At 66.7% G+C, this 26,349-nt stretch carries 26 protein-coding genes; 10 read left to right on the top strand and 16 right to left on the bottom strand.

Features of this window, described 5'->3' with window-relative positions:
* The 4 genes from ACV229_RS07560 to ACV229_RS07545 all read right to left on the bottom strand — a co-directional run bounded on the left by ACV229_RS07560 (window position 1) and on the right by ACV229_RS07545 (window position 4,241).
* Complete coding sequence (locus ACV229_RS07560) at window positions 1–903, bottom strand: ABC transporter permease (protein WP_448082495.1); 903 nt, start codon at window positions 901–903, stop codon at window positions 1–3.
* Between the two features lie 13 nt (window positions 904–916).
* Complete coding sequence (locus ACV229_RS07555) at window positions 917–1,855, bottom strand: ABC transporter permease subunit (protein WP_175965167.1); 939 nt, start codon at window positions 1,853–1,855, stop codon at window positions 917–919.
* An 11-nt stretch (window positions 1,856–1,866) separates the two neighbouring features.
* Window positions 1,867–3,480 carry a peptide ABC transporter substrate-binding protein gene (locus tag ACV229_RS07550; RefSeq protein ID WP_448082494.1) on the bottom strand — a complete coding sequence of 538 codons (1,614 nt, stop codon included), beginning with the start codon at window positions 3,478–3,480 and terminating at the stop codon, window positions 1,867–1,869.
* Between the two features lie 179 nt (window positions 3,481–3,659).
* Entirely contained in the window at window positions 3,660–4,241 is a 582-nt protein-coding gene (locus tag ACV229_RS07545) for a cupin domain-containing protein (RefSeq protein WP_448082493.1), read from the bottom strand.
* Between the two features lie 499 nt (window positions 4,242–4,740).
* Between ACV229_RS07545 and ACV229_RS07540 the strand changes: the two genes are divergently transcribed.
* Both ACV229_RS07540 and ACV229_RS07535 read left to right on the top strand, forming a co-directional pair.
* Complete coding sequence (locus ACV229_RS07540; protein WP_448082492.1) at window positions 4,741–6,267, top strand: peptide MFS transporter; 1,527 nt, start codon at window positions 4,741–4,743, stop codon at window positions 6,265–6,267.
* Between the two features lie 113 nt (window positions 6,268–6,380).
* Window positions 6,381–6,590 carry a hypothetical protein gene (locus ACV229_RS07535; RefSeq protein WP_448082491.1) on the top strand — a complete coding sequence of 70 codons (210 nt, stop codon included), beginning with the start codon at window positions 6,381–6,383 and terminating at the stop codon, window positions 6,588–6,590.
* A gap of 141 nt (window positions 6,591–6,731) precedes the next feature.
* Here ACV229_RS07535 and ACV229_RS07530 read toward each other — a convergent pair whose 3' ends face one another.
* From ACV229_RS07530 to ACV229_RS07520, 3 genes are all read right to left on the bottom strand, one after another.
* On the bottom strand, window positions 6,732–7,856 hold the full coding sequence (locus ACV229_RS07530) for an OpgC domain-containing protein (RefSeq protein WP_448082490.1): 1,125 nt from the start codon (window positions 7,854–7,856) through the stop codon (window positions 6,732–6,734).
* 445 nt (window positions 7,857–8,301) lie between these two features.
* On the bottom strand, window positions 8,302–9,204 hold the full coding sequence (rarD, locus tag ACV229_RS07525) for an EamA family transporter RarD (protein WP_448082489.1): 903 nt from the start codon (window positions 9,202–9,204) through the stop codon (window positions 8,302–8,304).
* A gap of 7 nt (window positions 9,205–9,211) precedes the next feature.
* Window positions 9,212–9,508 carry an acylphosphatase gene (locus tag ACV229_RS07520; RefSeq protein ID WP_448082488.1) on the bottom strand — a complete coding sequence of 99 codons (297 nt, stop codon included), beginning with the start codon at window positions 9,506–9,508 and terminating at the stop codon, window positions 9,212–9,214.
* Window positions 9,509–9,673: 165 nt separating this feature from the next.
* Between ACV229_RS07520 and hpnA the strand changes: the two genes are divergently transcribed.
* Both hpnA and ACV229_RS07510 read left to right on the top strand, forming a co-directional pair.
* Window positions 9,674–10,681: a hopanoid-associated sugar epimerase gene (gene hpnA, locus ACV229_RS07515; RefSeq protein WP_448082487.1), complete on the top strand. Its 1,008-nt coding sequence runs from the start codon at window positions 9,674–9,676 to the stop codon at window positions 10,679–10,681.
* A gap of 319 nt (window positions 10,682–11,000) precedes the next feature.
* Window positions 11,001–12,509 carry a phage tail protein gene (locus tag ACV229_RS07510; protein WP_448082486.1) on the top strand — a complete coding sequence of 503 codons (1,509 nt, stop codon included), beginning with the start codon at window positions 11,001–11,003 and terminating at the stop codon, window positions 12,507–12,509.
* 127 nt (window positions 12,510–12,636) lie between these two features.
* Here ACV229_RS07510 and ACV229_RS07505 read toward each other — a convergent pair whose 3' ends face one another.
* Window positions 12,637–13,824, bottom strand: a complete 1,188-nt coding sequence (locus ACV229_RS07505) for a glycosyltransferase (protein ID WP_448082485.1) — start codon at window positions 13,822–13,824, stop codon at window positions 12,637–12,639.
* Between the two features lie 437 nt (window positions 13,825–14,261).
* On the opposite strand from ACV229_RS07505, the gene ispH reads away from it, so the two are divergent.
* The 5 genes from ispH to ACV229_RS07480 all read left to right on the top strand — a co-directional run bounded on the left by ispH (window position 14,262) and on the right by ACV229_RS07480 (window position 17,883).
* Window positions 14,262–15,203 (top strand): 4-hydroxy-3-methylbut-2-enyl diphosphate reductase, encoded by a 942-nt coding sequence (ispH, locus tag ACV229_RS07500; RefSeq protein WP_448082484.1) that lies wholly within the window; start codon window positions 14,262–14,264, stop codon window positions 15,201–15,203.
* A 12-nt stretch (window positions 15,204–15,215) separates the two neighbouring features.
* Window positions 15,216–16,376, top strand: a complete 1,161-nt coding sequence (hpnH, locus tag ACV229_RS07495) for an adenosyl-hopene transferase HpnH (RefSeq protein ID WP_448082483.1) — start codon at window positions 15,216–15,218, stop codon at window positions 16,374–16,376.
* Window positions 16,377–16,762: 386 nt separating this feature from the next.
* Complete coding sequence (locus ACV229_RS07490) at window positions 16,763–17,116, top strand: DOPA 4,5-dioxygenase family protein (RefSeq protein WP_448082482.1); 354 nt, start codon at window positions 16,763–16,765, stop codon at window positions 17,114–17,116.
* Window positions 17,117–17,299: 183 nt separating this feature from the next.
* Entirely contained in the window at window positions 17,300–17,734 is a 435-nt protein-coding gene (locus ACV229_RS07485) for a nuclear transport factor 2 family protein (RefSeq protein ID WP_448082481.1), read from the top strand.
* Window positions 17,731–17,883, top strand: coding sequence for a hypothetical protein (locus tag ACV229_RS07480; RefSeq protein ID WP_448082480.1), 153 nt, complete (start codon window positions 17,731–17,733; stop codon window positions 17,881–17,883). The genes ACV229_RS07485 and ACV229_RS07480 overlap by 4 nt, the downstream gene beginning before the upstream one ends.
* Here the strand turns inward: ACV229_RS07480 and trhA are convergent.
* From trhA to ACV229_RS07445, 7 genes are all read right to left on the bottom strand, one after another.
* A complete protein-coding gene (gene trhA / locus ACV229_RS07475) occupies window positions 17,858–18,478 on the bottom strand; it encodes a PAQR family membrane homeostasis protein TrhA (protein WP_448082479.1) in 621 nt (206 codons plus the stop codon). The genes ACV229_RS07480 and trhA overlap by 26 nt on opposite strands.
* A 213-nt stretch (window positions 18,479–18,691) precedes the next feature.
* Window positions 18,692–18,898 carry a YbdD/YjiX family protein gene (locus ACV229_RS07470; RefSeq protein WP_050013388.1) on the bottom strand — a complete coding sequence of 69 codons (207 nt, stop codon included), beginning with the start codon at window positions 18,896–18,898 and terminating at the stop codon, window positions 18,692–18,694.
* A 12-nt stretch (window positions 18,899–18,910) separates the two neighbouring features.
* Window positions 18,911–20,989: a carbon starvation CstA family protein gene (locus tag ACV229_RS07465; protein ID WP_448082478.1), complete on the bottom strand. Its 2,079-nt coding sequence runs from the start codon at window positions 20,987–20,989 to the stop codon at window positions 18,911–18,913.
* Between the two features lie 323 nt (window positions 20,990–21,312).
* Window positions 21,313–21,543: a hypothetical protein gene (locus ACV229_RS07460; protein WP_448082477.1), complete on the bottom strand. Its 231-nt coding sequence runs from the start codon at window positions 21,541–21,543 to the stop codon at window positions 21,313–21,315.
* A gap of 98 nt (window positions 21,544–21,641) precedes the next feature.
* Complete coding sequence (locus tag ACV229_RS07455) at window positions 21,642–21,794, bottom strand: hypothetical protein (protein ID WP_448082476.1); 153 nt, start codon at window positions 21,792–21,794, stop codon at window positions 21,642–21,644.
* A 165-nt stretch (window positions 21,795–21,959) separates the two neighbouring features.
* Window positions 21,960–23,627, bottom strand: coding sequence for an NRAMP family divalent metal transporter (locus tag ACV229_RS07450; RefSeq protein ID WP_448082475.1), 1,668 nt, complete (start codon window positions 23,625–23,627; stop codon window positions 21,960–21,962).
* 120 nt (window positions 23,628–23,747) lie between these two features.
* On the bottom strand, window positions 23,748–23,888 hold the full coding sequence (locus ACV229_RS07445) for a hypothetical protein (protein ID WP_448082474.1): 141 nt from the start codon (window positions 23,886–23,888) through the stop codon (window positions 23,748–23,750).
* Window positions 23,889–24,980: 1,092 nt separating this feature from the next.
* On the opposite strand from ACV229_RS07445, the gene ACV229_RS07440 reads away from it, so the two are divergent.
* Window positions 24,981–25,676, top strand: coding sequence for a hypothetical protein (locus tag ACV229_RS07440; RefSeq protein WP_448082473.1), 696 nt, complete (start codon window positions 24,981–24,983; stop codon window positions 25,674–25,676).
* A 121-nt stretch (window positions 25,677–25,797) separates the two neighbouring features.
* Here the strand turns inward: ACV229_RS07440 and ACV229_RS07435 are convergent, their stop codons facing one another.
* Window positions 25,798–26,226: a PRC-barrel domain-containing protein gene (locus ACV229_RS07435; protein ID WP_448082472.1), complete on the bottom strand. Its 429-nt coding sequence runs from the start codon at window positions 26,224–26,226 to the stop codon at window positions 25,798–25,800.
* Between the last annotated feature and the right edge of the window lie 123 nt (window positions 26,227–26,349).

Raw genomic sequence — 26,349 nt, 5'->3', positions numbered from 1 at the left:
TCAACGATCCTTCGGGTCGAGCGCGTCACGCAGGCCATCGCCGACGAAGTTCACGCAATAGAGCGTCACGCACAGCATGACGGCCGGGCACAGCAGCAGCCACGGCATCGATTCCAGTTTCTGCGCGCCGTCCTGGATCAGCACGCCCCAGCTCGTCATCGGCTCCTGCACGCCGAGGCCGAGGAACGACAGCACCGATTCGGTCAGCACGATGCCGGGCACCGAGACGGTCGCGTACACGACGACGACGCCGAGCAGGTTCGGCACGATGTGGCGCAGCACGATCGACGCCGGCGACACGCCGATCGCGCGCGCCGCATCGACGAACTCGCGATTGCGCAGCGACAGCGTCTGGCCGCGCACGACGCGCGCCATGTCGATCCACGAGAACGCGCTGATCGTCAGCACGACGAGCATGAACGAGCGGCCGAACAGCGTCATCATCAGGATGGCGATCAGCAGGTACGGGATCGCGTACATCATGTCGACGATGCGCATCATCACCGCGTCGGTGCGGCCGCCCGCGAAGCCCGCGGTCGCGCCCCACGCGACGCCGAACAGGCCCGACACGAGCGTGCCGAGCAGGCCGACCTCGATCGACACGCGTCCGCCGATCAGTGTGCGCACGAGCAGGTCGCGGCCGAGTTCGTCGGTGCCGAACCAGTGCTGGTTCGCCCAGGTCGGCGCCAGGCTGATCGACGCCCAGTCGCTCGCGGACGGATCGGCCGCGAGCAGCCACGGACCGACGAAGCACGCGAGCGTGATCAGCGCGAGCAGCACGAGGCTGAACACGGCGGCGCGGTTGTGAACAAAGCGGGCGAGCGCCAGCGCGAGCGGCGAGCGCGAGCGCGGCGGCGTGTCGGCCTGCACGGGCAGGCTGACGACAGGAGTAGTCGGAGTCATCGCAGCGCCTCGCTCAATAACGGATGCGCGGGTCGAGCCACGCGTACGCGAGGTCGACCAGCAGGTTGAACAGCACCGCGCAGACGGTCGTCAGCACGACGAGGCCCAGCACCAGCGTGTAGTCACGGTTGATGGCGCCGTTCACGACGAGCTGCCCGAGCCCCGGCAGCGCGAACACCGATTCGGTGACGACGGCCGCCGTGATCGACGAGATGCAGACCGTGCCGAACAGCGACACGACCGGCATCAGCGCGGGCTTCAGCGCGTGGCGCAGCACGATCGTCGAGCCCGGCAGGCCCTTCGCGCGCGCAGTGCGGATGTAATTGCTCGACAGCGTCTCGATCATCGAGCCGCGCATCACGCGTGCGAGCAGCGACATGTTGATGAACGTCAGCAGCACGATCGGCAGCAGCCGGTACTGCCAGCCGCCGTCGCCCCAGCCGCCCGCGGGCAGCCAGCCGTTGCCGGCCGACGTCTTCAGCAGGATCGCGAAGATCCACACGAGCACCGGGCCGAGCACGAACGGCGGCACGACGTTGCCGACGTTGCCGATCAGCATCACGACGCGGTCGATGAAGCTGTCGCGGCGCACCGCCGCGACGGTGCCGAGCAGCACGCCGAAGCCGATCGAGATCGGGATCGACACGCCGCCCACGCCGAGACTCACCGGCAGCGCCTTCCTCACGAGGTCGTTCACGGACCAGTCGACGTAGCGGAACGACGGACCGAGGTCGCCGTGCAGCAGCGCGTCGAGATACAGCAGGTACTGCTTCCACAGCGGCTGGTCGAGGTGGTACTTCGCGTTCAGGTTCGCGAGGGTCGCCGCGGACAGCTGCTTTTCCGTATCGAACGGACCGCCGGGCGTGAAGTGCAGCAGCAGGTAGCAGACGGTGACGACCGCGAGGATCGTCGGCACCGCCCACAACGTGCGTCTCAGTGCGTAGGCCAGCATGATCGCTCCGCTCAGTGCTTGATCACGTACATGTCCTGCGACGCGCGCATGTCGATCACGTTCTTCAGCGAATAGCCGCCGACGTACGGCTTCACGAGACGGTCGGCCGAGTACTGGAACAGCGGGACCATCGGCGTGTCGTCCATCGCGAGGTCGTGCGCCTGCGTGAGCAGCGCGGCGCGCGCCTTGTCGTCGAGCTTCTGGTTGCCTTCGTCGATGAGCGCGTCGGCCTTCTGGTTGCAGTAGCCGACCGTGTTCTGCGCGCTGCCGCAGCGCAGCAGGTCGAAGAACGTCATCGCGTCGTTGTAGTCGGCGAACCAGCCGTCGCGCGCGATCTGCACCTTGCCGTCATGCCGCTCCTTCATCAGCACCTTGAACTCGACGTTCTCGAGCTTCGTGTTGACGCCGAGCTTCGTGCGCCATTCGGACGCCGTGAACAGCGCGACCTTCTTGTGCAGGTCGTTGGTGTTGTACGTCAGCGTGAACGACAGCGGCTTCGCATCCGAGTAGCCGGCCTGCTTCAGCAGGTTCTTCGCGTAGTCGACGCGCTTGGCCATCGGCCACGACGCCCATTCCGGCGTGAACGCCTGCACGCCCTTCGTGCCGTTCGGCATCAGCCCGTACATCGGCTTCTCGCCGGCCTGCGTGAGCTTCGACGTCAGCACGTCGCGATCGAGCACCATCGACAGCGCCTGGCGCACGCGCTTGTCCTTCAGCTCCGGATCGCTGTTGTTCAGGTAGTAGTAGTAGGTCGCGAGCTGCAGGCCCGGACGCAGCTCGCCGCCGAACTGCTTGCTGACCTGCTGGAAGATCCCGGACGGAATCGAGTAGCTGTAGTCGATCTGGCCGGCCTGGTACATGCGCATCGCGGTCTCGTCGCTCTCGATCGGCAGGTACGTCACCTTGTTGATCACGACCTTGGGCGCGTTCCAGTACTTCGCGTCCTTCGTGATCACGATGCGGTTGTTCGGCTGCCAGTCGACGAGCTGGTACGGGCCGTTGCTGACGATGTTCCCCGGGCGCGTCCATGCGTCGCCGAGCTTCGTCACCGTGTCCTTGTTCACCGGCGCGAGCGGTACCATCGCGGTCAGCTCGGGGAAGAACGCGACCGGCACGTCGGTCGTCACCTCGAGCGTATACGGGTCGATCGCGCGCACGCCGAGCGTCGACGGCGCGGCCTTGCCGGCGATGATGTCCTTCGAGTTCTTCACGAATTCGACGAGGATCGTGTACTTCGAGCCCGTCTTCGGATCGACGAGGCGCTGCCATGCATAGACGAAATCGGCGGCCGTCACCGGCTGGCCGTTGCTCCACTTCGCGTCGTGGCGCAGCTTGAAGACCCACGTCTGCGGCGTCTTGCGCTCCCACGACTGCGCGACGCCCGGCACGACCTGGCCGGCCGCGTCGATGCGCGCGAGCCCTTCGAACAGGTCGAGGCCGATCGTGTTGCCGGTCCACGACTCGATGTGAGCGGGATCGAGCGACTCGACTTCGGCGGGCACCTGACGCGTCAGGTCCTGTTGCGCGGCGAGCGTGACGTTCGACGGAACGGTAACGGCGTGCGCGGCGGACGTCGTCAGGGCGAGCGCGGCCAGCACGGCCGACATGGCATGCGAGGATTTCATCGTGGCAGTCTTTAGAAGGTTTATTCGGTGCGCGTGTGGCGGCGGATGCCGCGGATTACGCGTGGAACGCTGACGGGCGCAGCGATTGAGGAGGCCCGTGATTTTCGTATGTCATCTTAGTATTCCTTACGTTCCTTTCGACAGATACTCCATCGCCGGAACGAAGGAATACCTGTGCGTTAGAACAGCCTCGGTGTCCCGACCCAGACCACCACCGACTCGATCTTCGCGGTGTTGGCCCAGCTGTGCGGGACCGTCGACTGATAGTGCGCGCTGTCACCGGCATGCAGGGCGAACGTCTTGCCCTCCAGCGTCAACGACACTTCCCCTTCCATCACATACAGGAACTCCTCTCCTGCATGTGTCGTCACCTCCGACCGCTTCTGTCCCGGCGGCATCCGCACGAGGATCGCCTCGAGCTGACGCCCTTCCGACACGTTCGTCATCCGCGCGAACAGGTTGGCCGAATCGGCGAACCCGAAGAAGCGCAGCTGATCGCCGCGGCACACCGAACGCTCCTCGCTCGGCGTGTCGACGAAGTACTGCACCGTCACACCGAGCGCATGCGCGATACCTGCAAGCGACGTCAGCGACGGCGATGCGAGCCCGCGCTCGACCTGTGACAGAAACGGTTTCGAAATACCCGCGGCCGTAGCCGTTTCATCCAGCGTGCGCTTCAGTCGTTGGCGCAACGCGCGAATCTTGCTGCCCATGGCGGCGGCAGCGTTGGCAGGTCGCGTGTTTTCAGTGGGGGGAACCATAGCAGGCCGAAAAGTAGTCGTCAAAAAATGTTTGATGGAAAATAACTAAGTTAGATCGATATAGCTTAGTCTTCGGGTTCTTGCACGTATCCGGTGTCGCGCGCGATCCGCAAAACACCGTCCGGCCCCAGCCGGGAAACGCGCTATCTTGCCAGACTCGCCGCCTTCACAGGCAAGCTGCAAGCGGCTCTCCGGGATTTCTCGGGGGCGCCGGAGTCAAGCTTACAAAGACATGATGAGACGAATGTTCCTGAAAGCTCCCGCCGTATCGGGAATTACCCGGTGTGGCGCGGACCTGACGCGCTGCGTCAGCAAACGTTACAAGTCGCGCGCTGGCCGAGGCCTCGCGCCGCCCGTCACGGGAGGCGCCTGACCCCGGCATTGGCCAGCCCGCCCGACCTTGCCGCCGCCTTTGCGCTGCCCACCCGGCCGACGCGCGCAGGCACCCAGATTGACCCCGGCAGCGCGCGATCCGCGCCGCCCGCTTGAACCGAGATTGATGATGCATGCTTCTTCACCTGTTTCCCAAACCCGATCGTTTACGACAGTTTTCCTCATCGAGATGTGGGAGCGCTTCGGCTACTACGGCATGGCCGCGCTTCTCGTCCTCTTCATGGTCGACAAGCTCGGCTTCACCGACAGCCATGCGAACCTGACCTGGGGCGCGTTCACCGCGCTCGTCTACGCGTCGCCGTCGATCGGCGGCTGGATCGGCGACAAGGTGCTCGGCGCGCGCCGCACGATGATCATCGGCGCCACCGTGCTGTGCGCCGGCTACCTGATGCTCGCGATGCCGAACGAGCAGCTCGGCTACCTGTATGCGTCGCTCGGCGTGGTCGTGGTCGGCAACGGCCTGTTCAAGGCGAACGCCGCGAACCTCGTGCGCCGGATCTACGAAGGCGACGACGCGCGCATCGACAGCGCGTTTACGATCTATTACATGGCGGTCAACATCGGCTCGACCGTGTCGATGCTCGCGACGCCGTGGATCAAGGATCACTGGGGCTGGCACACCGCGTTCGCCGTCTGCTGCGCGGGCATGCTGCTCGGCATCCTCAACTTCGTGCTGATGCACCGCACGCTCGCGCACATCGGCTCGCAGCCGGACGACCAGCCGATCCAGTGGCGCCGTCTCGGCGCGGTGGTCGCGGGCGGTGTCGCACTCGCGTTCGTGACGATGTACGTGCTCGAGCACAAGCAGCTCGCGGTCGCGAGCGTGTGGACGGCGGCGGCGGCGATCCTGGCGATCTTCGCCTACATGATCGCGAAGTCGGAGCGCTCGGAGCGCGCGGGCCTGATCGCGGCGCTCGTGCTGATCGGCCAGGTGATCCTGTTCTTCATCTTCTACGTGCAGATGTCGACGTCGCTGACGCTGTTCGCGCTGCGCAACGTCGACCCGCGCTTCATCCTGTTCGGCACGACGATGTTCTCGTGGAGCGCCGCGCAGTTCCAGGCGCTGAACCCGATCTCGATCATGCTGCTGAGCCCCGTGCTCGTGATGATCTACAACGCGTTCTCGAAGCGCGGCCACAACATCCCGGTCGCGGTGAAGTACGCGCTCGGCTTCGGCGCGGTCGCCGCCGGCTACCTGGTGTTCACGATCAGCGGCCGCTATGCGGTCGACGGCCGCGTGTCGTCGTGGTTCATGGTGTGGGGCTACGCGCTGTACTCGCTCGGCGAGCTGCTGGTGAGCGGCCTCGGCCTCGCGATGATCGCCCGCTACGTGCCGGCGCGCATGAGCGGCTTCATGATGGGCGCGTACTTCGTCGCGACCGGCGTGTCGCAGTATCTCGGCAGCGTGGTCGCGAACTTCGCGCAGATGCCGTCGCACGACCTGCCTGCCACCGAATCGCTGCCGCTGTACCTGTCGCTGTTCGAGAAGCTCGGCTGGCTCGCGGCGCTCGGCATGGTGATCGCGCTGCTGCTGCTGCCGCTGATGAACCGCCTGTCGCGACAGCACCAGCGCTGCATGGAAGAGCGCCGCGAAGAAGCGGCGCCGGCACCGGCAGTCGCCGCGGCTCAGTGAAATCCCTTGGCGCGCTGCGCGCGCGCCACATTCTCCTGCCGATCGCGCGCCCTCGTCCTACACTGGTCTCAGGGAGCGCTTCCGACGAGACGCGCGACAGGCAGGAGAAAGTCATGAAAAGCAAAACGACGCGGCTCTTGAGGATGCTGTCGGATATCCGGCATGCGCAGCGCTGCACCGCGCTGCGTGCCGCGAAGGCCGCGGCCGAAGCGGATGCGGTGCTCGCCGAACGGAACGACGACGCAACGTCCGACGAGCGCAGCGAAGCGGACACCGACGACGCACCGCCCGTGCTCCGCTCCCGTATCGGCTCACCTCACTAGGGCGGTTCTGCCCGACCGCGCGCTCAACGTGTCAACGCGCCACGCCAGTGCACGCGTGTCGCAGGAAGTCCTCCACCCGAAGGTGAACCGCGCGAAGCGTGCGTCAGGCACGCCACGCACGCGCGACGCCACCTGCGCCGCTCACGCGGCCGCCCTGCGCCACCGCGCCCACCAGATTCCCGAACTCGCGAGCGCCATCATCAGGCCGAGCGCGCACGCATCGGCGGCCACGCCGTAGCCGACGGCGTGCGGCAGGCAGGCGCCGTGCAACAGCGGACGCAGCAGCGAATCGAGGACCAGCGAGATCGCGGCCCCCGCGACGAAGCACGGCAACCCGCGCTGGCCGACCGCGACGACCGGGCGCACGGCCTGCGCGATCCGCGCGATCCAGCCGTAGCGCACGCAATCCGCCATCACCCATGCAAGCGCCGCGAAATTCACGACGCGCGCGAACGCGAGATCGCGCTTGAGCAGGCCTTCGGGCTGCGGCAAGCCCGAGAACAGCTTGTAGCTCGCGCAGGCCAGCACGATCGCACAGGCGACGCCGGTCGCCGCGGCGCTCCAGCGGCCGAGCGCGACACGCCGGTAGACGGGCTGGCAGCGCGCGAGCACGCCGGCCACGAACATCAGCTGCCACGCGAACGGGTTGAAGCTCCAGTGGAACGTGTCGGTGTCCAGCAGCTCGGGGCCGAGCCAGCCGGCGGCGAGCCACGACGCGACGCTCAGCGCGACGAGCAGCCACGGCTGGCGGCGCGCGAACGGCACGATCGCCGGCGCCGCCAGCGCGAACAGCACGTACATCGGCAGCACCGCCGCGAGATACGGCTGGCGCTGGAACGTCAGCAGTTCGGCGAGCCCCGTGAGCGGCGACGCGAGCATCACGCTGACGTCGTCGAGCGCGAGGTTCGGCGCATCGATCCCGTAATGGTCGAGCACCGCGGACACGACGAGCATCAGCGTCGACGTCGCGAGAAACGCGCGATAGATCTGTATCGCGCGGCGCATGAACCGCCGCTGCGCGGCGCGCGCGCCATGTCGCTCGGCGATCGCGCAATACGCGCTCGCGGTCGCGAAGCCGCCGAGGAACACGAACACCTCGGCCGCGTCGCACAGCGCGAACGCGTGCAACGTCACGCGCGACAGCAGGCTGGCGCTGATGTGATCGACGACGATCATCAGCAGCACGATCCCGCGGAAGAAATCGACTTCGATCAGGCGGCCGCTGCGCGGCGGATGAATCGCGGCGGACAGCGTGCTCAAGGACATGATCGCGCCCGCGAAACGACGGCGCAGCACGCGCCGGGAACATTCGGGAAAGGAAAGCGCGCGAGATCGGCGGCGATACACGTATGCCTGTATCGCGCCAGCCCGGCTGGCCGGAAAGGGAGATGACCGTTCATCGGAAAGCTGCATACGAGAGAAAGACGGTCAGGTCAGTCTAATGGCCGGTCAGTGCATACCCTAAGTAACAAAATGCAACCGAATCTTCTGTTCGGTTACACGCGCACGAACCGCAATGCGTCGCGCAAGCGAAGCTGGCGGCGCAGTCAGCGCACGGTCAGTTGGTGGTCAGAATCCGGTCGGTGTGGTCGGTGTGGTCGATGCACAATCGCCGCGCGATCGATGCGCCATTGCGATGCACGTCGATGCGCGATCGATGTGCAATCGGCGCGCTACCGGTGCGGGCATCTTCGACGCGCCGATCGGCGCGTCACGCGCGGCGCGCAGGCAGGCGCCGCATCAGCATCGCGCTGTGCCAGGCGGTCAGCGCGACCGCGACCCAGATCGGCCCGTAGGTCGCGAGCTTCGCGACCGTCAGCGTCTCGCCGAGCAACAGCAGCGACACCACGATGAGCAGCACCGGCTCGACGTAGCCGAGGATGCCGAACAGCGCCATCGGCAGCATCCGGCTCGCCTTCAGGTAGCTCGCGAGCGCAAGCGTGCTGAGCGCGCCGAGCCCCGGCAGCAGCGCCGCCCACAGGACGGGATGGCTCGCGACGGGCGTCGCGCTCGACGCGACCATCGCGGCCGCGACCGGGCACAGCAGCGCCACCTCGAGCGCGAACGCGGCCAGCGAATCGGCGTTGATCCGGCGGCGCAGCACGAAATACGGCGGATAACCGAGTGCGACGACGAGCGTCGGCCACGCGAACGCGCGCGTCGCCCACACCTCGTGCGCGACGCCGAGCGCCGCGCAGGCGACCGCCGCCCATTGCAGCGGATCGAGCCGCTCGTGATAGTAGAAGCGGCCGACGAGCACCATCGTCAGCGGCAGCAGGAAGTAGCCGAGCGACACTTCGAGCATCCGCCCATGCAGCGGTGCCCATAGGAACAGCCACAGCTGCAGGCCGAGCAGCGCGGCGCTCGCCGGCAGCGCGATCACCAGGCGCCAGTCGCGCACGACCCGCCCGGCGAGCGCGACGAGCGCCGGCCAGCGGCCGCGCAGCGCGATCAGCGCGAACGCGCCCGGCGCGGTCCACAAGATCCGCCACGCGAAAATGTCGAGCCCCGTGAGCGGGTGCAGCAGCTTCGCATATGCCGACATCAGCGCGAACAGCATCGACGCCGCCACCGACAGCACGACGCCGCGCCCGGCCTCCGGATACCCCGTCATCGCGCGCTCACTGCTGCTGGAAGCGTTCGAAGCGCTTGTCGGTATGCCGTTCCTCGAACGTCACCTCGGTCACGCGCGCGGCCGGCGGCCCGTGCCGCAGCCACGCGAGCATCCGGTCGATCTGCGGCCCGGGGCCCTGGATCATCGCTTCGACGGTGCCGTCGTCGAGGTTCGCGACCCAGCCGCGCAGCTTCAGCGCGTGCGCCTCGCGGACCGTCGCGTGGCGGAAGCCGACGCCCTGCACGACGCCGCGCACCCGCACGTAGTAGGTCTCGATTCGTTCGTCCAGTTCGTCGCGGCTCATCGTCGTCGCCCTCCAGTTGCGTTCAAGCCCGGCATTGTAGTCGCGTCGGCTGCACCACGTCAGTGCCCGCCCGGCGGCGCGCGTGCCGTCGCCGCGTGCGCCGACCACGTACAATCTCGCTCGACGCACAACCGCCGCGCCGCACGCGCGGCCATGAGGACTTGCATGACTGATACATCCCGCGATCTCGTTCTGGTCACCGGCGCGTCCGGTTTCGTCGGCTCGGCCGTCGCGCGCATCGCGCAGCTGAAGGGCTACGCGGTGCGCGTGCTCGTGCGCCCGACCAGCCCGCGCACGAACGTCGCGGACCTCGACGCCGAGATCGTCACCGGCGACATGCGCGACGAGGCGTCGATGCGCACCGCGCTGCGCGGCGTGCGCTACCTGCTGCACGTCGCCGCCGACTACCGGCTGTGGGCGCCCGACCCGCTCGAGATCGAGCGCGCGAACCTCGAGGGCGCGGTCGCGACGATGCGCGCGGCGCGCGCCGAGGGCGTCGAGCGGATCGTCTACACGAGCAGCGTCGCGACGCTGAAGGTCACGAGCGCCGGCCACGCCGCCGACGAGAACGCGCCGCTCACGCCCGAACAGGCGATCGGCGTCTACAAGCGCAGCAAGGTGCTCGCGGAGCGCGCGGTCGAGCGGATGATCGCCGACGACGGGCTGCCCGCGGTGATCGTCAATCCGTCGACGCCGATCGGCCCGCGCGACGTGAAGCCGACGCCGACCGGCCGCATCATCGTCGAGGCCGCGCTCGGCAAGATGCCCGCGTTCGTCGATACGGGGCTGAACCTCGTGCACGTCGACGACGTCGCGAACGGCCATTTCCTCGCGCTCGAGCACGGCCGCATCGGCGAGCGCTACATCCTCGGCGGCGAGAACCTGCCGCTGCAGCAGATGCTGGCCGACATCGCGCAGATGACGGGCCGCAAGGCGCCGACGCTCGCGCTGCCGCGCTGGCCGCTCTACCCGCTCGCGGTCGGCGCGGAGGCGGTCGCGAAGTTCACGAAGAAGGAGCCATTCGTCACCGTGGATGCGCTGCGGATGTCGAAGAACAAGATGTATTTCACGTCCGCGAAGGCCGAGCGCGAACTCGGCTACCGCGCGCGACCGTACCGCGAAGGGCTGCGCGACGCGCTCGACTGGTTCCGCTCGGCCGGCTATCTGAAGTGATCGGGCGTGCGCGGGGCTGCGAGCGCCGAGCATTTCGCCTGCGCGTCGCGCCTGCGCTTCTCGCCCGCGCACCTCGCCTGCGCTTCTCGCCTGGACGTCGCACCGGCGCAACGCACGCGTGCTTTTTGGCGTGTTGCGTCACGCGTCTCGTGCGCCGCACCTGGCACGTCAATCCCCCCGCTTCTCAAGCCCGGCACCCAGCCCGGCGCCTGCAAAAACGCGTGCGCCGGCCCCTGTACCTGCACTTTGTTACACGTCGCGCGCGGACCGGCATCGGCGCAACGGGTAAAATCGCGGGTCTTACGTAGAGATCTCACGCATGAACCTGAACGATCAGATCGATGCGCTCGATGCCGGCGTCGATCAGCTCCTCCACGATCACCGCGCCGCCCAGCAGGCGGCACGCAGCGCGGATGCCTTCGCGCGCGCGGCCGCGGCTGAAGCCGAAGCGGCCGCCCAACGTCACGCCGCGGCCGAAACCGAAGCGCAGGCTGCCGCACAGCGCCATGTGCAAGCCGCCGCCGAGGCCGAAGCCGCACTGCTGCGCCACACCGCCGCGGCCGCCGAAGCGCAGGCCGCTGCACAGCGCCACGCCGACGCAACGGCCCAGGCCGACGCCGCCGTGCAACGTCACGCGGAAGCGACCGCGCTGACCGAAGCGCTCGCGCAACGCCATGCAGACGCCGAAGCTGCATCGCAACGCCATGCGGCTGCGATCGCCGAAGCCGAGGCCGCCGCACAACGTCACGACACCGCAGCGACCGAAGCGGAAGCCGCTGCGCAGCGCCATGCAGCCGCCACCGCGGAAGCGGAGGCCGCCGCGCAACGTCACGCGGCCGCTGTCGCCGAAGCCGAAGCCGCTTCGCAGCGCCACGCCGAAGCGATCGCGCAGGCGGAAGCCGCCACCCGGCGCCATGCCGACACGGCCGCGCAGGCCGAAGCCATCACGCAGCGTCACGCCGAAGCGATCGCCGAAGCGGAAGCGGCCGCGCAACGCCATGCCGACGCGACCGCGCAAGCCGACGCCATCACGCAGCGTCACACCGAAGCGATCGCGGAAGCGGAAGCCGCCGCGCAGCGCCATGCCGAAGCAGCCGCTCAGGCCGAAGCCGTCGCGCAGCGCCACACCGAGGCGATCGCGGAAGCGCACGCCGCCGCGCAGCGCCATGAAAAGGCCATCGCCGACGCCGAAGCGCTGGTCGAAGCCGTCGTGAAGGAAGCCGTGGCAGCTAAAGCGATGGATACGGCGGACGCAGCCGAGGCCGTTGAAGCGGTAGAGGCGCCGCACACCGCGGAAGCGGAAGCGGAAGCGGAAGCGGCAGACGCCAACGTGTCTGCGCCCGCCGCAACGGCAGCCGCAGCGGAAACGGAAACTGAAGCTGAAACCACCGTCGCGACGGAACCCGCGCCCGCCGGCGCAGTGGCGAATGCCGATGCCGATGCCGATGCCGATCCCAATGCCGACGCCGTAGCCGACGCCGAAGCCTCGACCGCACCTGCGGACAAATCGACGCTGCACGTCGGGCGCCCGTCCCAGAACGAGCTGACGCTGACCGTCAACGGCGAATCGATCACACTGCATCCGGAGCAACTGAGCCAGCTGATCGAGGAGCTCGCGCACGTGCGTGCATCGATGCAGCCGGAGCAGCCGTCGGGCATCCCGGCGGGCTGGCGCTTCGTGTCGACGAAGAATCCGATGATGGCGGTGCAGAAGCAGTCGAACGGCGACCGTTTGCTGGTCGCGCGCCACACCGGCTACGGCTGGGTGCCGTTCACGTTCTCGCCGGATGTGGTGGTGCAGATGTACATGATGCTTACCCAGCGGTAAGCGGACGCCGCCGGCCGCAGGAGGGCTGCAGAAGGCCCGTCGGCGCGGGCGGCGTTTTGAAGGGCGGCCAATGCGGCCGCCCTTTTTCGCATCGGGCCTGCCCGCGCTGCGGTCAGGCCCAGGGCGCTCAGCGATCCACCGGCGCCTGCACGCGCGCCTTCCACTGGCCGCCCTTGCCGCGCCAGTAACGCCATGCGGACGCGAAGGTCGCGCCGACGTAGAACGCCGCGACGAGCGGCAGCGCGGGCGCCCACCACGGCGAGCGCCGGTAGTAGCGCAGCATCGGCGCATACGCGGTGCACATCGACGCCCACGCGAGCCACGCCGGCCATGCGCGCGCGCCGTACGCGAGCGCGGCGACGGGCGGCAGCAGGTAGATGATCGTCATCCCGAGCAGCGTGCCGGCCAGCAGCCACGGCGAATAGTGGAGCTGCGTGAACGCGGTGCGCGCAATCATGTTCCAGATGTCGCGCCAGCTGTCGTACGGGCGCAGCGACACGCTGCGGTCGGCGAGATCGAGGCGGATCGGATGGCGGCCGCTGCCGCGGTGCTTGATCTGCGCGGCGAGGCTGCAGTCGTCGATCAGCGCGCCGCGGATCGACTCGATGCCGCCCGCTTCCTCGAGCGCCGTACGCTTCACGAGCATGCAGCCGCCCGCGGCACCCGCCGTCTTGTTGCGCGGATCGTTGATCCACGAGAACGGGTAGAGCTTCGCGAAGAAGAACACGAACGCCGGGATCAGCGCCTTTTCCCAGAACGAATCGCAGCGCAGCCGCACCATCAGCGACACGAGATCGCGATGCTCGGCCTGTGCGCGCGTGACGAGCTGGGCGACCGCGTCGGGCGGATGGCCGATGTCAGCGTCCGTCAGCAGCAGGTAGTCGGCCGGCAGGCCGAGCGTGCCCACCGCGGCGATCCCTTGCGACTGCGCCCAGACCTTGCCCGACCAGCCGGCCGGCAGCGGCTTCGCGGACAGCACCGTCAGGCGGTCCGCGCGATTGATCGCGAGCGCCGCCGCGCGGGCCGCGTCGGCGGTGCCGTCGTCGCTGTGGTCGTCGACAATGATCAGATGAAAGTCGCCCGGGTAGTCCTGCTCGAGCAGCGACGTCGCCGCGCGGGCGATCACGTCGGCTTCGTTACGGGCCGGCACGACCGCGACGACGGCCGGCCAGCCGGCCTCGGCGGCGGCGCCGCGTGCGTCGGGCGGCAGCGCCCGCGCCGGCTGCGCGCGCCAGAAGCCGCCGCGCGCGACGAGCAGGACGATCCAGATCAGCAGCGACAGGCCGGACAGCAGGAACACGATCGGCAGCATCATCGGCGTGCCTCCTGCCGTACGCCCGCCGCACTGGCCGTCCGGGCGGACGCGGTAATCGGGGTCGGGTTGAAAACGCCGGCAAGGGCGCCGGCGGCCGGCCGCGGGCGCGGCACGGCGGGGCAATACGCGTAGGAAGCGACGGTCATCGACAGGCCTTCAAATGTGCTCGACGTCGGGCCACCGGGGGGAAGCCCGCGAAACCGCGTAGTTTACTGGGTTCCGCGCGCGCGGGCGCCGACGCGGGCCGGCACGGACCGTCCGAAGATTGCAACTGGAAGAAACAGCATCGAAGCAAGGACGGGCCGATAGAGTTAAAATGCGCGATTAATTCGGGGTGCCGGGCCGTTCCTGCATTCATAACATTAGTCGGGACGATCGAAGCGGCTGGCTTGCCGGCTCCCTCGAACCCCGCGTCTGTCGTCGGAGTTCGCTTGCCTATGCGAGTCATCCTTGCCCAGCCCCGCGGCTTTTGTGCGGGGGTTGTCCGTGCGATCGAGATCGTCGATCGCGCGCTGCAACAGCACGGTGCGCCGGTTTATGTGCGCCATGAAATCGTTCATAACCGGCACGTCGTCGAAAATCTGCGTAATAAAGGGGCACGATTCGTTGAGGAACTCGACGAGGTGCCTCATGGCGCTGTCGCGATCTTCAGCGCGCACGGTGTCGCCCAGACGGTCGAGCACGACGCGCAGGCGCGCGGGCTCGACGTGCTCGACGCGACCTGCCCGCTCGTCACGAAAGTGCACGTGCAGGGGCGCCAGTACGTCGCGGCGGGCCGCCGGCTGATCCTGATCGGCCATGCAGGCCATCCGGAAGTCGAGGGCACGATCGGCCAGATTCCGGGCGAGGTGATTCTCGTCCAGAGCGAAGCCGAGGTCGACACGCTGACGCTGCCGGTCGACACACCGGTCGCGTACGTCACGCAGACGACGCTGTCGGTCGACGACACGCGCGGGATCATCGAGGCGCTGCAACGCCGCTTTACCGACATCGTCGGGCCGGACACGCGCGACATCTGCTACGCGACGCAGAACCGCCAGGCGGCGGTGCGCGAGCTGAGCGCGCAGGTCGACGTGCTGCTCGTGGTCGGCGCGACCAACAGCTCGAACTCGAACCGCCTGCGCGAGATCGGCACCGAAAGCGGCGTGCCGAGCTATCTCGTCGCCGACGGTTCCGAAGTGAAGGCCGAATGGTTCGCGAACGCGCAGACGGTGGGACTCACCGCCGGCGCGTCGGCACCCGAAGAGATGGTCGAGGATGTGATCGGCGCGCTGCGCGCGCTGGGGCCCGTCGAGGTCACGACGATGGCGGGCCGTGAGGAAAAAGTCGAATTCAAGCTGCCGGCGAAGCTCACGCAAGCTGTCGCCCGCGAAGTTTAAGGAGGACAACCCTTGTCTATTCCGCTGCTCCAGCAAGTCCGCGTCGGCGCATACATCATGCGCCAACACCTGTCCGGCAACAAACGCTATCCGCTCGCGCTGATGCTCGAGCCGCTGTTCCGCTGCAACCTCGCGTGCAACGGCTGCGGCAAGATCGATTATCCGGATCCGATCCTGAACCAGCGCCTGTCGGTCGAAGAGTGCCTGGAAGCCGTCGACGAATGCGGCGCGCCCATCGTGTCGATCGCCGGCGGCGAGCCGCTGCTCCACAAGGAGATGCCGGAAATCGTCAAGGGCATCATGAAGCGCAAGAAATTCGTGTACCTGTGCACGAACGCGCTGCTGATGGAAAAGAAGATGGACGACTACCAGCCGAACCCGTACTTCGTCTGGTCGGTCCACCTCGACGGCGACAAGGACATGCACGACCATTCCGTGTCGCAGGACGGCGTCTACGACAAGGCGGTCGCGGCCATCAAGGAAGCGAAGCGCCGCGGCTTCCGCGTGAACATCAACTGCACGCTGTTCAACGATGCGATCCCCGAGCGCGTCGCGAAGTTCTTCGACACGCTGAAGCCGATCGGCGTCGACGGCATCACCGTGTCGCCGGGCTATGCGTACGAGCGCGCGCCGGACCAGCAGCACTTCCTGAACCGCGACAAGACGAAGAACCTGTTCCGCGAAATCCTGAAGCGCGGCGAAGGCGGCAAGCGCTGGTCGTTCAGCCAGTCGTCGCTGTTCCTCGACTTCCTGGCCGGCAACCAGACCTACAAGTGCACGCCGTGGGGCAACCCGGCGCGTACGGTGTTCGGCTGGCAGAAGCCGTGCTATCTGGTCGGCGAAGGTTACGTGAAGACCTTCAAGGAACTGATGGAAGACACGAACTGGGACAACTACGGCGTCGGCAACTACGAGAAGTGCGCGGACTGCATGGTCCACTGCGGTTTCGAGGCGACCGCCGTGATGGACACGATCGCGCATCCGCTGAAGGCGTTCGCCGTGAGCCGGAAGGGCATCAAGACCGAAGGCGCGTTCGCGCCGGACATTCCGATCGACAAGCAGCGTCCGGCCGAGTACGTGTTCTCGCGCCACGTCGAGATCAAGCTCGAGGAAATCCAGCGCGCCGGCAAGGGCAAGCTGCAGAAGCCGGCGAAGCCGGCAGCGGCGGCTTAAGCAGGCACGTGACGCGCGCGGCGGCGATCGCCGCGCAAACAATGGGTGCGACGGAGCGATTCCTCGCACCCATTTCTTTTTTCAGGCCGCCGCCGCCATATCGCACGCCTGCCGTTCACGCATCCGAGTACACGCTCCGCTTCGAGACACAGCTCGATGCTCGCATCGTGCGAACGAACTCAGCAAGCGCGCAATCGACGGTTGATTCGCATCGTCGGATCACGCTGAACGATGTCGCAAATATCGCGACGTGCTGACACGCGACAAGCGATACCTGTTCTCGCACGAATGGCGGCACGACACGTCCGACACGGGCGCGCGATAATGACGCATCGGCCGCCACGCACATCGGCCGCACGTCCTTATCCGTCCACTCGAGCAAGTCCATGTCTGCCATCGACACCACCGCCATCGACACCTGGCACGCGCACGTGTACTTCGACGCCGCCAGCCGCGACGCGGCCTGGGCCTTTCGTCAGGTCGTCGACGAACGGTTCGGCGCGATCGTCGAACTCGGCCGTTTTCACGAGCGCCTGGTCGGGCCGCATCCGGCGTGGTCGTATCAGATCGCGTTCGACGCGGCACGCTTTGCGGAGATCGTGCCGTGGCTCGTGCTGAACCACGGTGCGCTCGACATCTTCCTGCATCCGAATACCGGTGACGACCTGCGCGACCATCGCGATTCGGCGGTGTGGATCGGGAGGTCGTATGCGCTGAACCTGGCGGCGCTGGCCGGGTAATTGCGCAGCGCGTCGTCCGGTTGAAGCCGCGCGATTCGTCACGCGCGGCCCGCTTCCCCCGCCAATCCGCAGGCTCATCGCAGACGCCCCGCGACATCCACGTTTCGGTTTGCGGTGAAACATCCGCATGCATCGCGTCGCTATAGTGGATTTTCGTTCCCGGTCACCGCACAGGCACACCCGATGAAAATCCAGTCAGACGCCGACATCCGCCACATCTACGAGCAATGGCACGCCACCGTCGTCGCACGCGACCTCGACGGACTGATGTCGCTGTATGCGGACCACGCGGTGTTCGAAACGCCGCTGGTCGTCGTCACGCTGCCCGACCACGGCAGCGGCGTGCTCCGCGGCAAGCCGGCCATCCGCGACTTCTTCGACGCGGGACTGCGCAAGCTGCCGAACAGCCTCGGGCGCTGGTACCGGACGGGCGTCTTCTTCTCGAACGGCCGGCAACTGACGTGGGAATATCCGCGCGAAACGCCGGACGGCGACCAGGTCGATCTCGTCGAGGTCATGGACATCGACGACGGCCTGATCGTCCATCATCGGGTCTATTGGGGATGGATCGGTTTCCAGTCGCTGCTCGCCGCCGCCCGGAAGCAGGAACTGCGATGACGGGCGCCGGATCGGACCGCGCGCTCGACGGCCGCGTCGCCTGGCTGCAGTGGATCGTGAACGCGTATACGCCGATGTTCGCGAGCCTGCTGACAGCCGGCAGCACGCGTCACGCGACGGATATCACGCTACGTACAGCGCAATGCTGACGAACTGGCACAGGCTGCCCGCCAGAACGAACAGGTGCCAGATGCCATGTCCGTGGCGGATGCGCTCGTCGTTGATGAAAAAGTAGATGCCGGCGCTGTAGATGACGCCACCCGCGACGAGCCACGCGGTTCCCACGGGCGGCAACGCATGAATCAACGGGCGGATGGCAACGAGCGCCAGCCAGCCCATCAGCACGTACAGCACCATCGAAACGATGCGCGTGCGCCGCCCGAGCGTGAGTTCCTGCACGATGCCGAACGCGGCAAGCCCCCAGCTCACACCGAACAGCGACCAGCCCCACGGCCCGCGCAACGTGACGAGCGTGAACGGCGTATAGCTGCCGGCAATCAGCAGGTAGATCGCCGAATGGTCGCACTTCTGCAGAATGGCTTTCAGACGCGGTTTGCGCACGCTGTGGTAGAGCGTCGAGATCGCATAGAGCACGCAGAGCATCGCGCCGTAAACGCTGAAACTCACCACCTTGTAAGCGTCGCCCGCGAGCGCGCCCATCGTCACCAGTGTTGCCAGACCCGCCACCGATAGCACCGCGCCGACGAGATGGGTAATGCTGTTGAAACGCTCACCGACATGCACGACGTCGTCCTCCTGCGGGGGTTCACCGGGGTAAATAGTTCATATGATAGCGGCCATGGAACGTTGCCGGGTTGCGGGCAGATCAAGCGCGATGCAGAGCAGAGGCCGTGACGACACAGCGATGCGCAAGCCGCCCGCCGGAAAAAGAAAAAGCGCCGTGACACGCGTCACGACGCTCTTTCGTTCGTCGCTGAACCGCTACACCGGTTCAGCTCAACAGCACTTTCCCGCTCCCGACCCATACCGTGCATTCTGCCGTTCGCGGAAAAACTCCTCGTACGTCATCGGTTCGCGGTCCGGATGCGTGTCGCGCATGTGCGCGACATAGGTGTCGTAGTCGGGCAGGCCGACCATCAGCCGCAACGCCTGCCCGAGGTAGCGGCCTGCGCTGCGCAGGTCGCCGCCGAGATCGCTGAACATCGCGGCCTCCCCTTAGCGTCCGCTGCCGAGCGCCTGCGCGGCCGGCAACGCTTCGTACGGCGTCTCCCGCACGGTCGGCTTCGACTCGCGGCGCGCGCGCAGGATCGCGAGCACGCCGTACACCGCGATGCTCACCACGACCAGAATGAACAGCCCGGCGAGCGCGGCGTCGATGTAGTCGTTGAAGATGATCCGCTTCATCTGCGCGATCGACTTCGCCGGCGCGAGCACCTTGCCTTCGTCCACCGCCGCCTGCAGCTTCGCGGCATGCGCGAGGAAGCTCACCTTCGGGTTCGCGTCGAACACCTTCTGCCAGCCGGCCGTCAGCGTGCAGATCAGCAGCCACACTGTCGGCACGAGCGTGACCCACGCATAGCGCTCGCGCTTCATCTTGAACAGCACGACCGTGCCGAGCACCAGCGCGATCGCCGCGAGCATCTGGTTCGAGATGCCGAACAGCGGCCACAGCGTGTTGATGCCGCCGAGCGGATCGACCACGCCCTGATACAGGAAGTAGCCCCACGCGGCCACGCACAGCGCCGTCGCGATCAGGTTGGCCGGCAGCGATTCGGTGCGCTTCAACGCCGGGTGGAACGTGCCGAGCAGGTCCTGCAGCATGAAGCGGCCCGCACGTGTGCCCGCATCGACGGCCGTCAGGATGAACAGCGCTTCGAACAGGATCGCGAAGTGATACCAGAACGCCATCATCGCTTCGCCGCCGATCACCTGGTGCAGGATGTGCGCCATGCCGACCGCCAGCGTCGGTGCGCCGCCCGCGCGCGCGATGATCGTCGTCTCGCCGACCGCCTTCGCGGTTTGCGTGAGCATGTCCGGCGTCAGCACGAAGCCCCACTGCGTGACGGTGTTCGCGACCGCTTCCGGCGTCGAGCCGAGCACGGCGGCCGGCGCGTTCATCGCGAAGTAGATGCCCGGCTCGATCACGCACGCGGCGACGAGCGCCATGATCGCGACGAACGATTCCATCAGCATCGCGCCGTAGCCGATGAAACGCGCGTTGGTTTCATTGTCGAGCAGCTTCGGCGTCGTGCCCGACGAGATCAGCGCGTGGAAGCCCGACACCGCGCCGCACGCGATCGTGATGAACAGGAACGGGAACAGGTTGCCCGACCACACGGGGCCCGTGCCGTCGACGAACTTCGTCAGCGCGGGCATCTTCAGTTCCGGCGCGACGATCAGGATGCCGATCGCGAGACCGACGATCGTGCCGATCTTCAGGAACGTCGACAGGTAGTCGCGCGGCGCGAGCAGCAGCCACACCGGCAGCACCGATGCGACGAAGCCGTAGCCGATCAGGATCCACGTGAGCTGCGTGCCGCTGAACGTGAACCACGCAGCGAGCGTCGGCGAATCGTGCACGGTCTGGCCGAACGCGATCGACGCCATCAGCCCGACGAAACCGATGATCGACACTTCGCCGATGCGGCCCGGACGGATGTAGCGCGTGTAGACGCCCATGAACAGCGCGATCGGAATCGTCGCGGCGACGGTGAACGTGCCCCACGGCGAGTTGGTCAGCGCCTTCACGACGATCAGCGCGAGCACCGCGAGGATGATCACCATGATCAGGAACGCGCCGAACAGCGCGATCACGCCGGGTACGGTGCCGAGCTCCATCTTGACGAGGTCGCCGAGCGACCGGCCGTCGCGGCGCGTCGAGATGAACAGCACGATGAAGTCCTGCACCGCGCCCGCGAACACGACGCCCGCGAGGATCCACAGCATGCCGGGCGTGTAGCCCATCTGCGCGGCGAGCACCGGGCCGACGAGCGGCCCTGCGCCGGCGATCGCGGCGAAGTGGTGGCCGAACAGCACGTACTTGTTGGTCGGCACGTAGTCGAGGCCGTCGTTGTGCCGGACGGCCGGCGTCATCCGCAGCCCGTCGAGCTGCATGACCTTGCTGGCGATGAAGCGGCTGTAGAAGCGATACGCGATCAGATACACGCAGACTGCGGCGATCACGATCCAGAGGGCGCTGACGCGCTCGCCGTGCGCGAGCGCGATGGTGCCGAACGCGAACGCGCCCAATAACGCGACCGCAATCCAGATCAGGGTGCTGGAAGCCCGATTCATGGCGTCTCCTGTCCTATTTCATTATCGATATCGCGCAGCTGGGCAACCGCGCGCCCGTGGCGGCAATGCGCCGGCACCGGCCTCGCAATGGGCCGATGGTGTGGGCTCGTAGTATTCCGTGACGGAGGCCTGGCTTACAAGCGGACAACTACGTACGTTGAGCTACGTAAAATTACGTAGCGCGTCCTACAGCGCATTGACCATGGGACAGTGGAATGGTCTTCGTTGGGACTGAAGGGTATCGGGCGGCCCACGACGGGCCTCGATCGCGAGGGTTGCACGCATGCTTGCGTACGCAACGAGACAGCGGGTGGGCGAACCGACTACCGGCTGCGAAGCAGGCCCGTCAGGCAGTATTTTCCATACATCAGGCAATGGTTCTGCACGACGTCCGGCGCGTCGCTCCTGGGCGCGACCTCAGCGCCGACGCGTGGCGCGTCGGCAGCGGGCGTGCGGCAGACGAGGCTCAGGGCCGCCAGCGCGGCGACGAGCGCCAGCGCACCGGCCAGCCCCGGTCCCATCGCCATCTTGTGATTCGGGCGCAAGCGATTCATCGCAACCACTCCCGTCAACTTCCTGCATGCGGGCTCGCGTCGTCCAGAGGCCCCGCCTGACGTCGCAGCGGCGACGTCAGGCGGCGCTCGGCAGGGCGTCATGGCATGACACGCATGCTGCGAACAAGCCCGACGAGCAGCGACGCCCAGACGAGCGACGACAGCACGCAAGCCCAAAGGATCAGCATGACCCGCTCGATCACGGTCAGCGGCGCACTGCGCAATGTGCGGCGCACGCGCGCCAGGCGCATGCGGGCATGCCGTCCTGCAAGTCGCATCGAGCGTGCCGAAACGGCTCGAATCCGGCTCAAGTTGTCCACCTCGGTCGACGCGAACCCACGCCGGACGCATCGCAGGCATGGGTACGACACATACGAACATGCCGTGCGGCGTAGATGCGCCGCACGGCGCCGGACCTACTTCAGCAAGGTCATCTGCACCACCTTCACGACGACGAGCGCGACGGCGATCAGCAGATAGCCGCGCAGCACGCCCATCCACACACGCTTGGCCAGCGTCAGGTTCGGCGGCGGCAGCTCATCGAGCGGCGGCATGCGCCACGTGTCGCGCGCGCCGGCCGGCCAGGCCTGCACCGTTGCGGCACCGTCCGCCGACTCGCGGCGCAGCTTGCGCACCGCGACCGTCGCCGCATAGCCGACGATGGCCAGCAGCGTGCCGCCGGCGAGCATGCCGAGAATCGTTTCCCCGGTCATGTCCGGATACATCACCGACGCGGTCAGGATGATCGACAGCATCACGAGCACCCAGATCACTGCGCCGGTAAACAGGTTCAGCTTCTTCGAGTTGACCCACGGGCCGAGCACCGCGCGGTCGTTGCACAGCAGCAGCAGGAACACCGTCGCGCTCGGCAGCAGCACGCCCGCGAGCGTCTGCACGGCTTCGGTCAGCAGGCCGAGCGGGCTGCCGGGAATCAGCACGATCGCGGCCGCGGCGGCCACGATGCCGAAATACACGAGATAGAAGCCCTTCGCGTCCGACACGTTGCGATGCAGCGAGTGACGGATCTTGAACACGTCGCCGATCGCATACGCCGTCGACAGCGACACGGCAGCCGCGCCGATAATGGCCGCGTCGAACAGCGCAATGGCGAACAGCACGGCCGACGTGTGGCCCGCGTACTTGTCCAGTCCGGCGATGATGCCGCCGGCGTCGGTGAAGTTGCCGAACTCGGGCTTGCCCGAATAGAGCTGCGCGCAGAACGCGATCATCGCCACCGCGCCGATCAGCACGAACGCAATGCCGATCCACAGGTCGGCCTTCTCGTACTTCATGAAGCGCGGCGTGATGCGCTTGTCGACCACATAGCTCTGCTGGAAGAAGAGCTGCCACGGCGCCACGGTCGTACCGACGATGCCGATCACGAGCAGCATCACGTCGGAGAGCTTCGAATGGGCGGGCCAGTTCGGGATGAAGAAGTCCCGCGTCATCTGGCCGACCGGCGGATGAATCGACACGAGCACCGGCACCAGCAGCAGGCTCAATAGACACAGGAACACCGCGAAGCGTTCGAATCGCCTGAAGTTACCGGTACTCACGGCCGCCATCGTGAGCGCGGCTGCGATGCACACACCCGCGATCTTCGACAGGCCGAAGAAGTCGAGCACGAACGTGATGCCGATGAACTCGGTCACGATCGTCAGCGCATTGAGCAGGAACAGGTCGATCACGCTGAACGCGCCCCAGAACTTGCCGAAACGTTCGAAGATGAGGCGTGCGTGTCCGACGCCGGTGACGGCCCCGAGCCGCAACACCATTTCCTGGTTCACGAAGAGCACCGGCACCAGAAGCAGCATGGTCCAGAGCAGCGTGGTGCCATAGTTCTGTCCGGCCTGCGTATAGGTGCCGAAGGCGCCCGCGTCGTTGTCGCCGACCATCACGATCAGGCCGGGACCGAGGATGGCAAGCAGTGTCCGGAAACGCGCCCACCAGTTGGTGCGTGGCGCGACGTCGTGGTGGGCAATGGTGCCTAGTGCACCCTGAATGTCGCCGAGATGCGCGTCGTCGAGGACTGCACTGCGTTCGCGCACGGTATCGCGCGGCGAGATGTTGGCTGGTGACGACATTTTCTTGTCTTCCCTGATAAGCGGTTAGCAGAACGAAAATGTACCCATTCCGGCAGGCGTGAGCGCGTGCGCCGTCGAACGACAGCGTCGCTCGCGTATGCCGGAACCGAGTGCCGGCGGTTACGAAACGAGGTTTTTCAAACGGACCCAGAAAGCGGCGAACCGGTGCGATTCGCGCGGTTTCAACGACAGCATCGCGTCGTAGCAGGCGCGCGATTCGTTGACGTGAGGCAGATTCGACAGGAGCAGGCCGAAAATCATGATGTTTCTCCATGCGTCTGGCTTGACGCGATCTTGCGAAAAGCCAGCAGACACGGAGGCCGGGCACATCACGCGCGCGGCGACAGAGATCTACTCGCTTTTCTCAGCGAACGAAAAAGATAGAGATGAGCGGCATATGGGATAACTGTCAGTGCCCGGCATTTCGGCTCCTTATTTGTGGCGAGTACGCACGGTTGCGACGTACGTGTTTATCCACGCGTCGGCACACACCTGAAGCGAATCGAATCGTCCAGGCACGCGCAAACGCGGCCGCGAGTTGACGCTCGCGACGCTTTGCCACACGGGACGCACGCAAACGCGTGCGCTCGTATGGCGCCAATCATCAAGGTGCACGGAGGGTACGGCTACGGCGCGCACCGTCTGCCTGCTGGCAAGACGGCGGCTGGGAAAGGGAGCGCGGACGTCCTGCCGATCAGGCAGCGAAACAGTTCGAAGGTCGACAACTGCTACTGTCCAAGGTACCAGCCCCTTTTGTGAATACCTTTAAATTCTAGGTGGCTCGCGAATGCGAAGTCAACACGATTCGCTAAGCATAACCAATATATTTCGCGGCGCACCGATTATCCGGCATAAAGCCCCGTCATTGCGGGCTGAAGTCTTTCAAACATGAAACGATGCGACATGACTGAAAGAATTAACCGACGGAAATGCGCACGCGCCTTTACACCATGCAACGGCAGCGGGCCACGCTACAGAAGCGGGAACAACCGGAACGCGAACCCGGCGAGCGCGATGTCGGCGCGGTTCCGGCCTCGTGCCGCGCAGCGGCCTCATCCCCCTGGAAGAGATAAGCAAAGCCGGAAATGGCGTGCCTGCTCGGTCCTGCCGTTCCAAGGGTCGAAACAGGATTGGTCGCGCGAACGCCCTTCGCGCCGGCGACCGGCAAGATCGATCGCCCTGACCGGGTCGGCTTCTACCGGACGGCCCACGGGTCCGGCGCACTTCGACGCGTGTCAACCATGCGGCCATTGCGGCGCGCGGTCTGCGGGAATAGAACCTAGAATTGAGCAAGGTGCCGGCCCCTTGGCGCGGAACCTGCTCGTTCCTCCCAGTCCATCGACGCCGGCAGCCATGAACCCTCATCTTGCTTGCTTCGTCCGCCCCGCGCTGGGCGCGTTTTGCGTCGCTGCGCTGGCGACGCTGTCCTCGTGCGGCGGCGAGGCCTGCTTCGGCTTCGACAACTGCTTCAACAACAACAACGGGATGCAGTCCGTCAGTGTGTCCGGCACGGCCGCGACCGGCCGGGCGCTCGCGAGCGCGACCGTGACTGCGAACTGCGCGCAGGGCCGGGGCTCCGCGCTGTCGGACGGCGGCGGGAACTACAGCATGACGTTCAATGCGGTGCTCCCGTGCGTCCTCACCGTGACGTCCGGCGGCACGACGCTGCATTCGCTCGCCTATGCCGGCGGCACCTTCAATACGACGCCCGAGACGGAGCTGATGATCGTCTATCTCGCCGCGCAGCTCGGCACGACGACCGCCGACCTGATCACCAATCTGCCGGGCGTTTCACACTTCCAGCAGGTGCTGGAAAACCAGACCAACGTGCAGGGCGCGCAAGCGGCCGTCGTCACGACGCTCCAGCAGCACTACGCGGTGACGCTGGCAGTGCCGGCGTTCCTGACGACACGGTTCATCGTCGGGCAGCCGGGCGTCGACAGCGATCTCGGCGCGCTGGCGACGGCAGGCGCGATCGACACGAACGGCATGCCCGATCCGGCCGCGGTGTCGCTGGTGTCTCAGGCTGGCGCGGCTCACCCGCTCTGAGCAGCGGGCTTCGCGCAATTCGGCGTCCGGCACATTCAATCGTCCGCACGCCGGCGCCGTCACGGGAGACGGCGAAACCGCCCGGTGCATTGCGCACCGGGCCATGCGCATCACGCGCGGTTCAATGCTTGTCGTCGGCCTGCTTCGGCTTCGGCGGCGACGGCACCTTCGCGTACTGGAACGCCGGCGTCGCCTTCAGCGCGTCCTTCGTCGCGCCCGGCAGGTAGATGTTGCCGTTGCGCACGTCGAGCGACGCGATCGGCACCGCGACGTCATGTGCTGCGACGCCCAGGAAGCCGCCGGCCGACACGATCGCCGCGGAGATCGAACCGTCCGGCGCGACGATCAGGTCGCGAATCGTGCCGACCTTCTGGTTCTGGTCGTTGTAGACGACCTTGCCGAGCACGCTCTTCTTCACGCTCCAGCCTTCGAGCAGTGCCTGCGATTGTTCGACGGTGACGCTGAGCGGCTGCGTGCCCGCGATCTGTGCATGCGCGCTGAGGCTCGATACGAGAACGGCGGCTGCGACGATTGTCTTGGAGAAAGCCATGCTGATTGCACTCCGGTTCGGTTGTTGTTGGTGCCGGGAGCGAAGCGGCGCAGGTGCGGCGGCGAATCGGTGAGCACCCCGCGCTTCGTCGATGCAGCGGCGGCTGGCCGCGCCGCCGCTGCG

It is taken from the genome of Burkholderia sp. MR1-5-21 (assembly GCF_053427715.1).
Note: the sequence above shows the minus strand (reverse complement) of the source record. Positions and strands in the feature narration are given on the sequence as shown.

What these genes read in the sequence shown, in the direction of transcription:
- ACV229_RS07560 (WP_448082495.1), bottom strand. Translation starts at nt 903, where the DNA reads ATGACTCCGACTACTCCTGTCGTCAGCCTGCCCGTGCAGGCCGACACG.
- ACV229_RS07555 (WP_175965167.1), bottom strand. Translation starts at nt 1,855, where the DNA reads ATGCTGGCCTACGCACTGAGACGCACGTTGTGGGCGGTGCCGACGATC.
- ACV229_RS07550 (WP_448082494.1), bottom strand. Translation starts at nt 3,480, where the DNA reads ATGAAATCCTCGCATGCCATGTCGGCCGTGCTGGCCGCGCTCGCCCTG.
- ACV229_RS07545 (WP_448082493.1), bottom strand. Translation starts at nt 4,241, where the DNA reads ATGGTTCCCCCCACTGAAAACACGCGACCTGCCAACGCTGCCGCCGCC.
- ACV229_RS07540 (WP_448082492.1), top strand. Translation starts at nt 4,741, where the DNA reads ATGATGCATGCTTCTTCACCTGTTTCCCAAACCCGATCGTTTACGACA.
- ACV229_RS07535 (WP_448082491.1), top strand. Translation starts at nt 6,381, where the DNA reads ATGAAAAGCAAAACGACGCGGCTCTTGAGGATGCTGTCGGATATCCGG.
- ACV229_RS07530 (WP_448082490.1), bottom strand. Translation starts at nt 7,856, where the DNA reads ATGTCCTTGAGCACGCTGTCCGCCGCGATTCATCCGCCGCGCAGCGGC.
- rarD (WP_448082489.1), bottom strand. Translation starts at nt 9,204, where the DNA reads ATGACGGGGTATCCGGAGGCCGGGCGCGGCGTCGTGCTGTCGGTGGCG.
- ACV229_RS07520 (WP_448082488.1), bottom strand. Translation starts at nt 9,508, where the DNA reads ATGAGCCGCGACGAACTGGACGAACGAATCGAGACCTACTACGTGCGG.
- hpnA (WP_448082487.1), top strand. Translation starts at nt 9,674, where the DNA reads ATGACTGATACATCCCGCGATCTCGTTCTGGTCACCGGCGCGTCCGGT.
- ACV229_RS07510 (WP_448082486.1), top strand. Translation starts at nt 11,001, where the DNA reads ATGAACCTGAACGATCAGATCGATGCGCTCGATGCCGGCGTCGATCAG.
- ACV229_RS07505 (WP_448082485.1), bottom strand. Translation starts at nt 13,824, where the DNA reads ATGATGCTGCCGATCGTGTTCCTGCTGTCCGGCCTGTCGCTGCTGATC.
- ispH (WP_448082484.1), top strand. Translation starts at nt 14,262, where the DNA reads ATGCGAGTCATCCTTGCCCAGCCCCGCGGCTTTTGTGCGGGGGTTGTC.
- ACV229_RS07490 (WP_448082482.1), top strand. Translation starts at nt 16,763, where the DNA reads ATGTCTGCCATCGACACCACCGCCATCGACACCTGGCACGCGCACGTG.
- ACV229_RS07485 (WP_448082481.1), top strand. Translation starts at nt 17,300, where the DNA reads ATGAAAATCCAGTCAGACGCCGACATCCGCCACATCTACGAGCAATGG.
- ACV229_RS07480 (WP_448082480.1), top strand. Translation starts at nt 17,731, where the DNA reads ATGACGGGCGCCGGATCGGACCGCGCGCTCGACGGCCGCGTCGCCTGG.
- ACV229_RS07470 (WP_050013388.1), bottom strand. Translation starts at nt 18,898, where the DNA reads ATGTTCAGCGATCTCGGCGGCGACCTGCGCAGCGCAGGCCGCTACCTC.
- ACV229_RS07465 (WP_448082478.1), bottom strand. Translation starts at nt 20,989, where the DNA reads ATGAATCGGGCTTCCAGCACCCTGATCTGGATTGCGGTCGCGTTATTG.
- ACV229_RS07460 (WP_448082477.1), bottom strand. Translation starts at nt 21,543, where the DNA reads ATGAATCGCTTGCGCCCGAATCACAAGATGGCGATGGGACCGGGGCTG.
- ACV229_RS07455 (WP_448082476.1), bottom strand. Translation starts at nt 21,794, where the DNA reads ATGCGCCTGGCGCGCGTGCGCCGCACATTGCGCAGTGCGCCGCTGACC.
- ACV229_RS07450 (WP_448082475.1), bottom strand. Translation starts at nt 23,627, where the DNA reads ATGTCGTCACCAGCCAACATCTCGCCGCGCGATACCGTGCGCGAACGC.
- ACV229_RS07445 (WP_448082474.1), bottom strand. Translation starts at nt 23,888, where the DNA reads ATGATTTTCGGCCTGCTCCTGTCGAATCTGCCTCACGTCAACGAATCG.
- ACV229_RS07440 (WP_448082473.1), top strand. Translation starts at nt 24,981, where the DNA reads ATGAACCCTCATCTTGCTTGCTTCGTCCGCCCCGCGCTGGGCGCGTTT.
- ACV229_RS07435 (WP_448082472.1), bottom strand. Translation starts at nt 26,226, where the DNA reads ATGGCTTTCTCCAAGACAATCGTCGCAGCCGCCGTTCTCGTATCGAGC.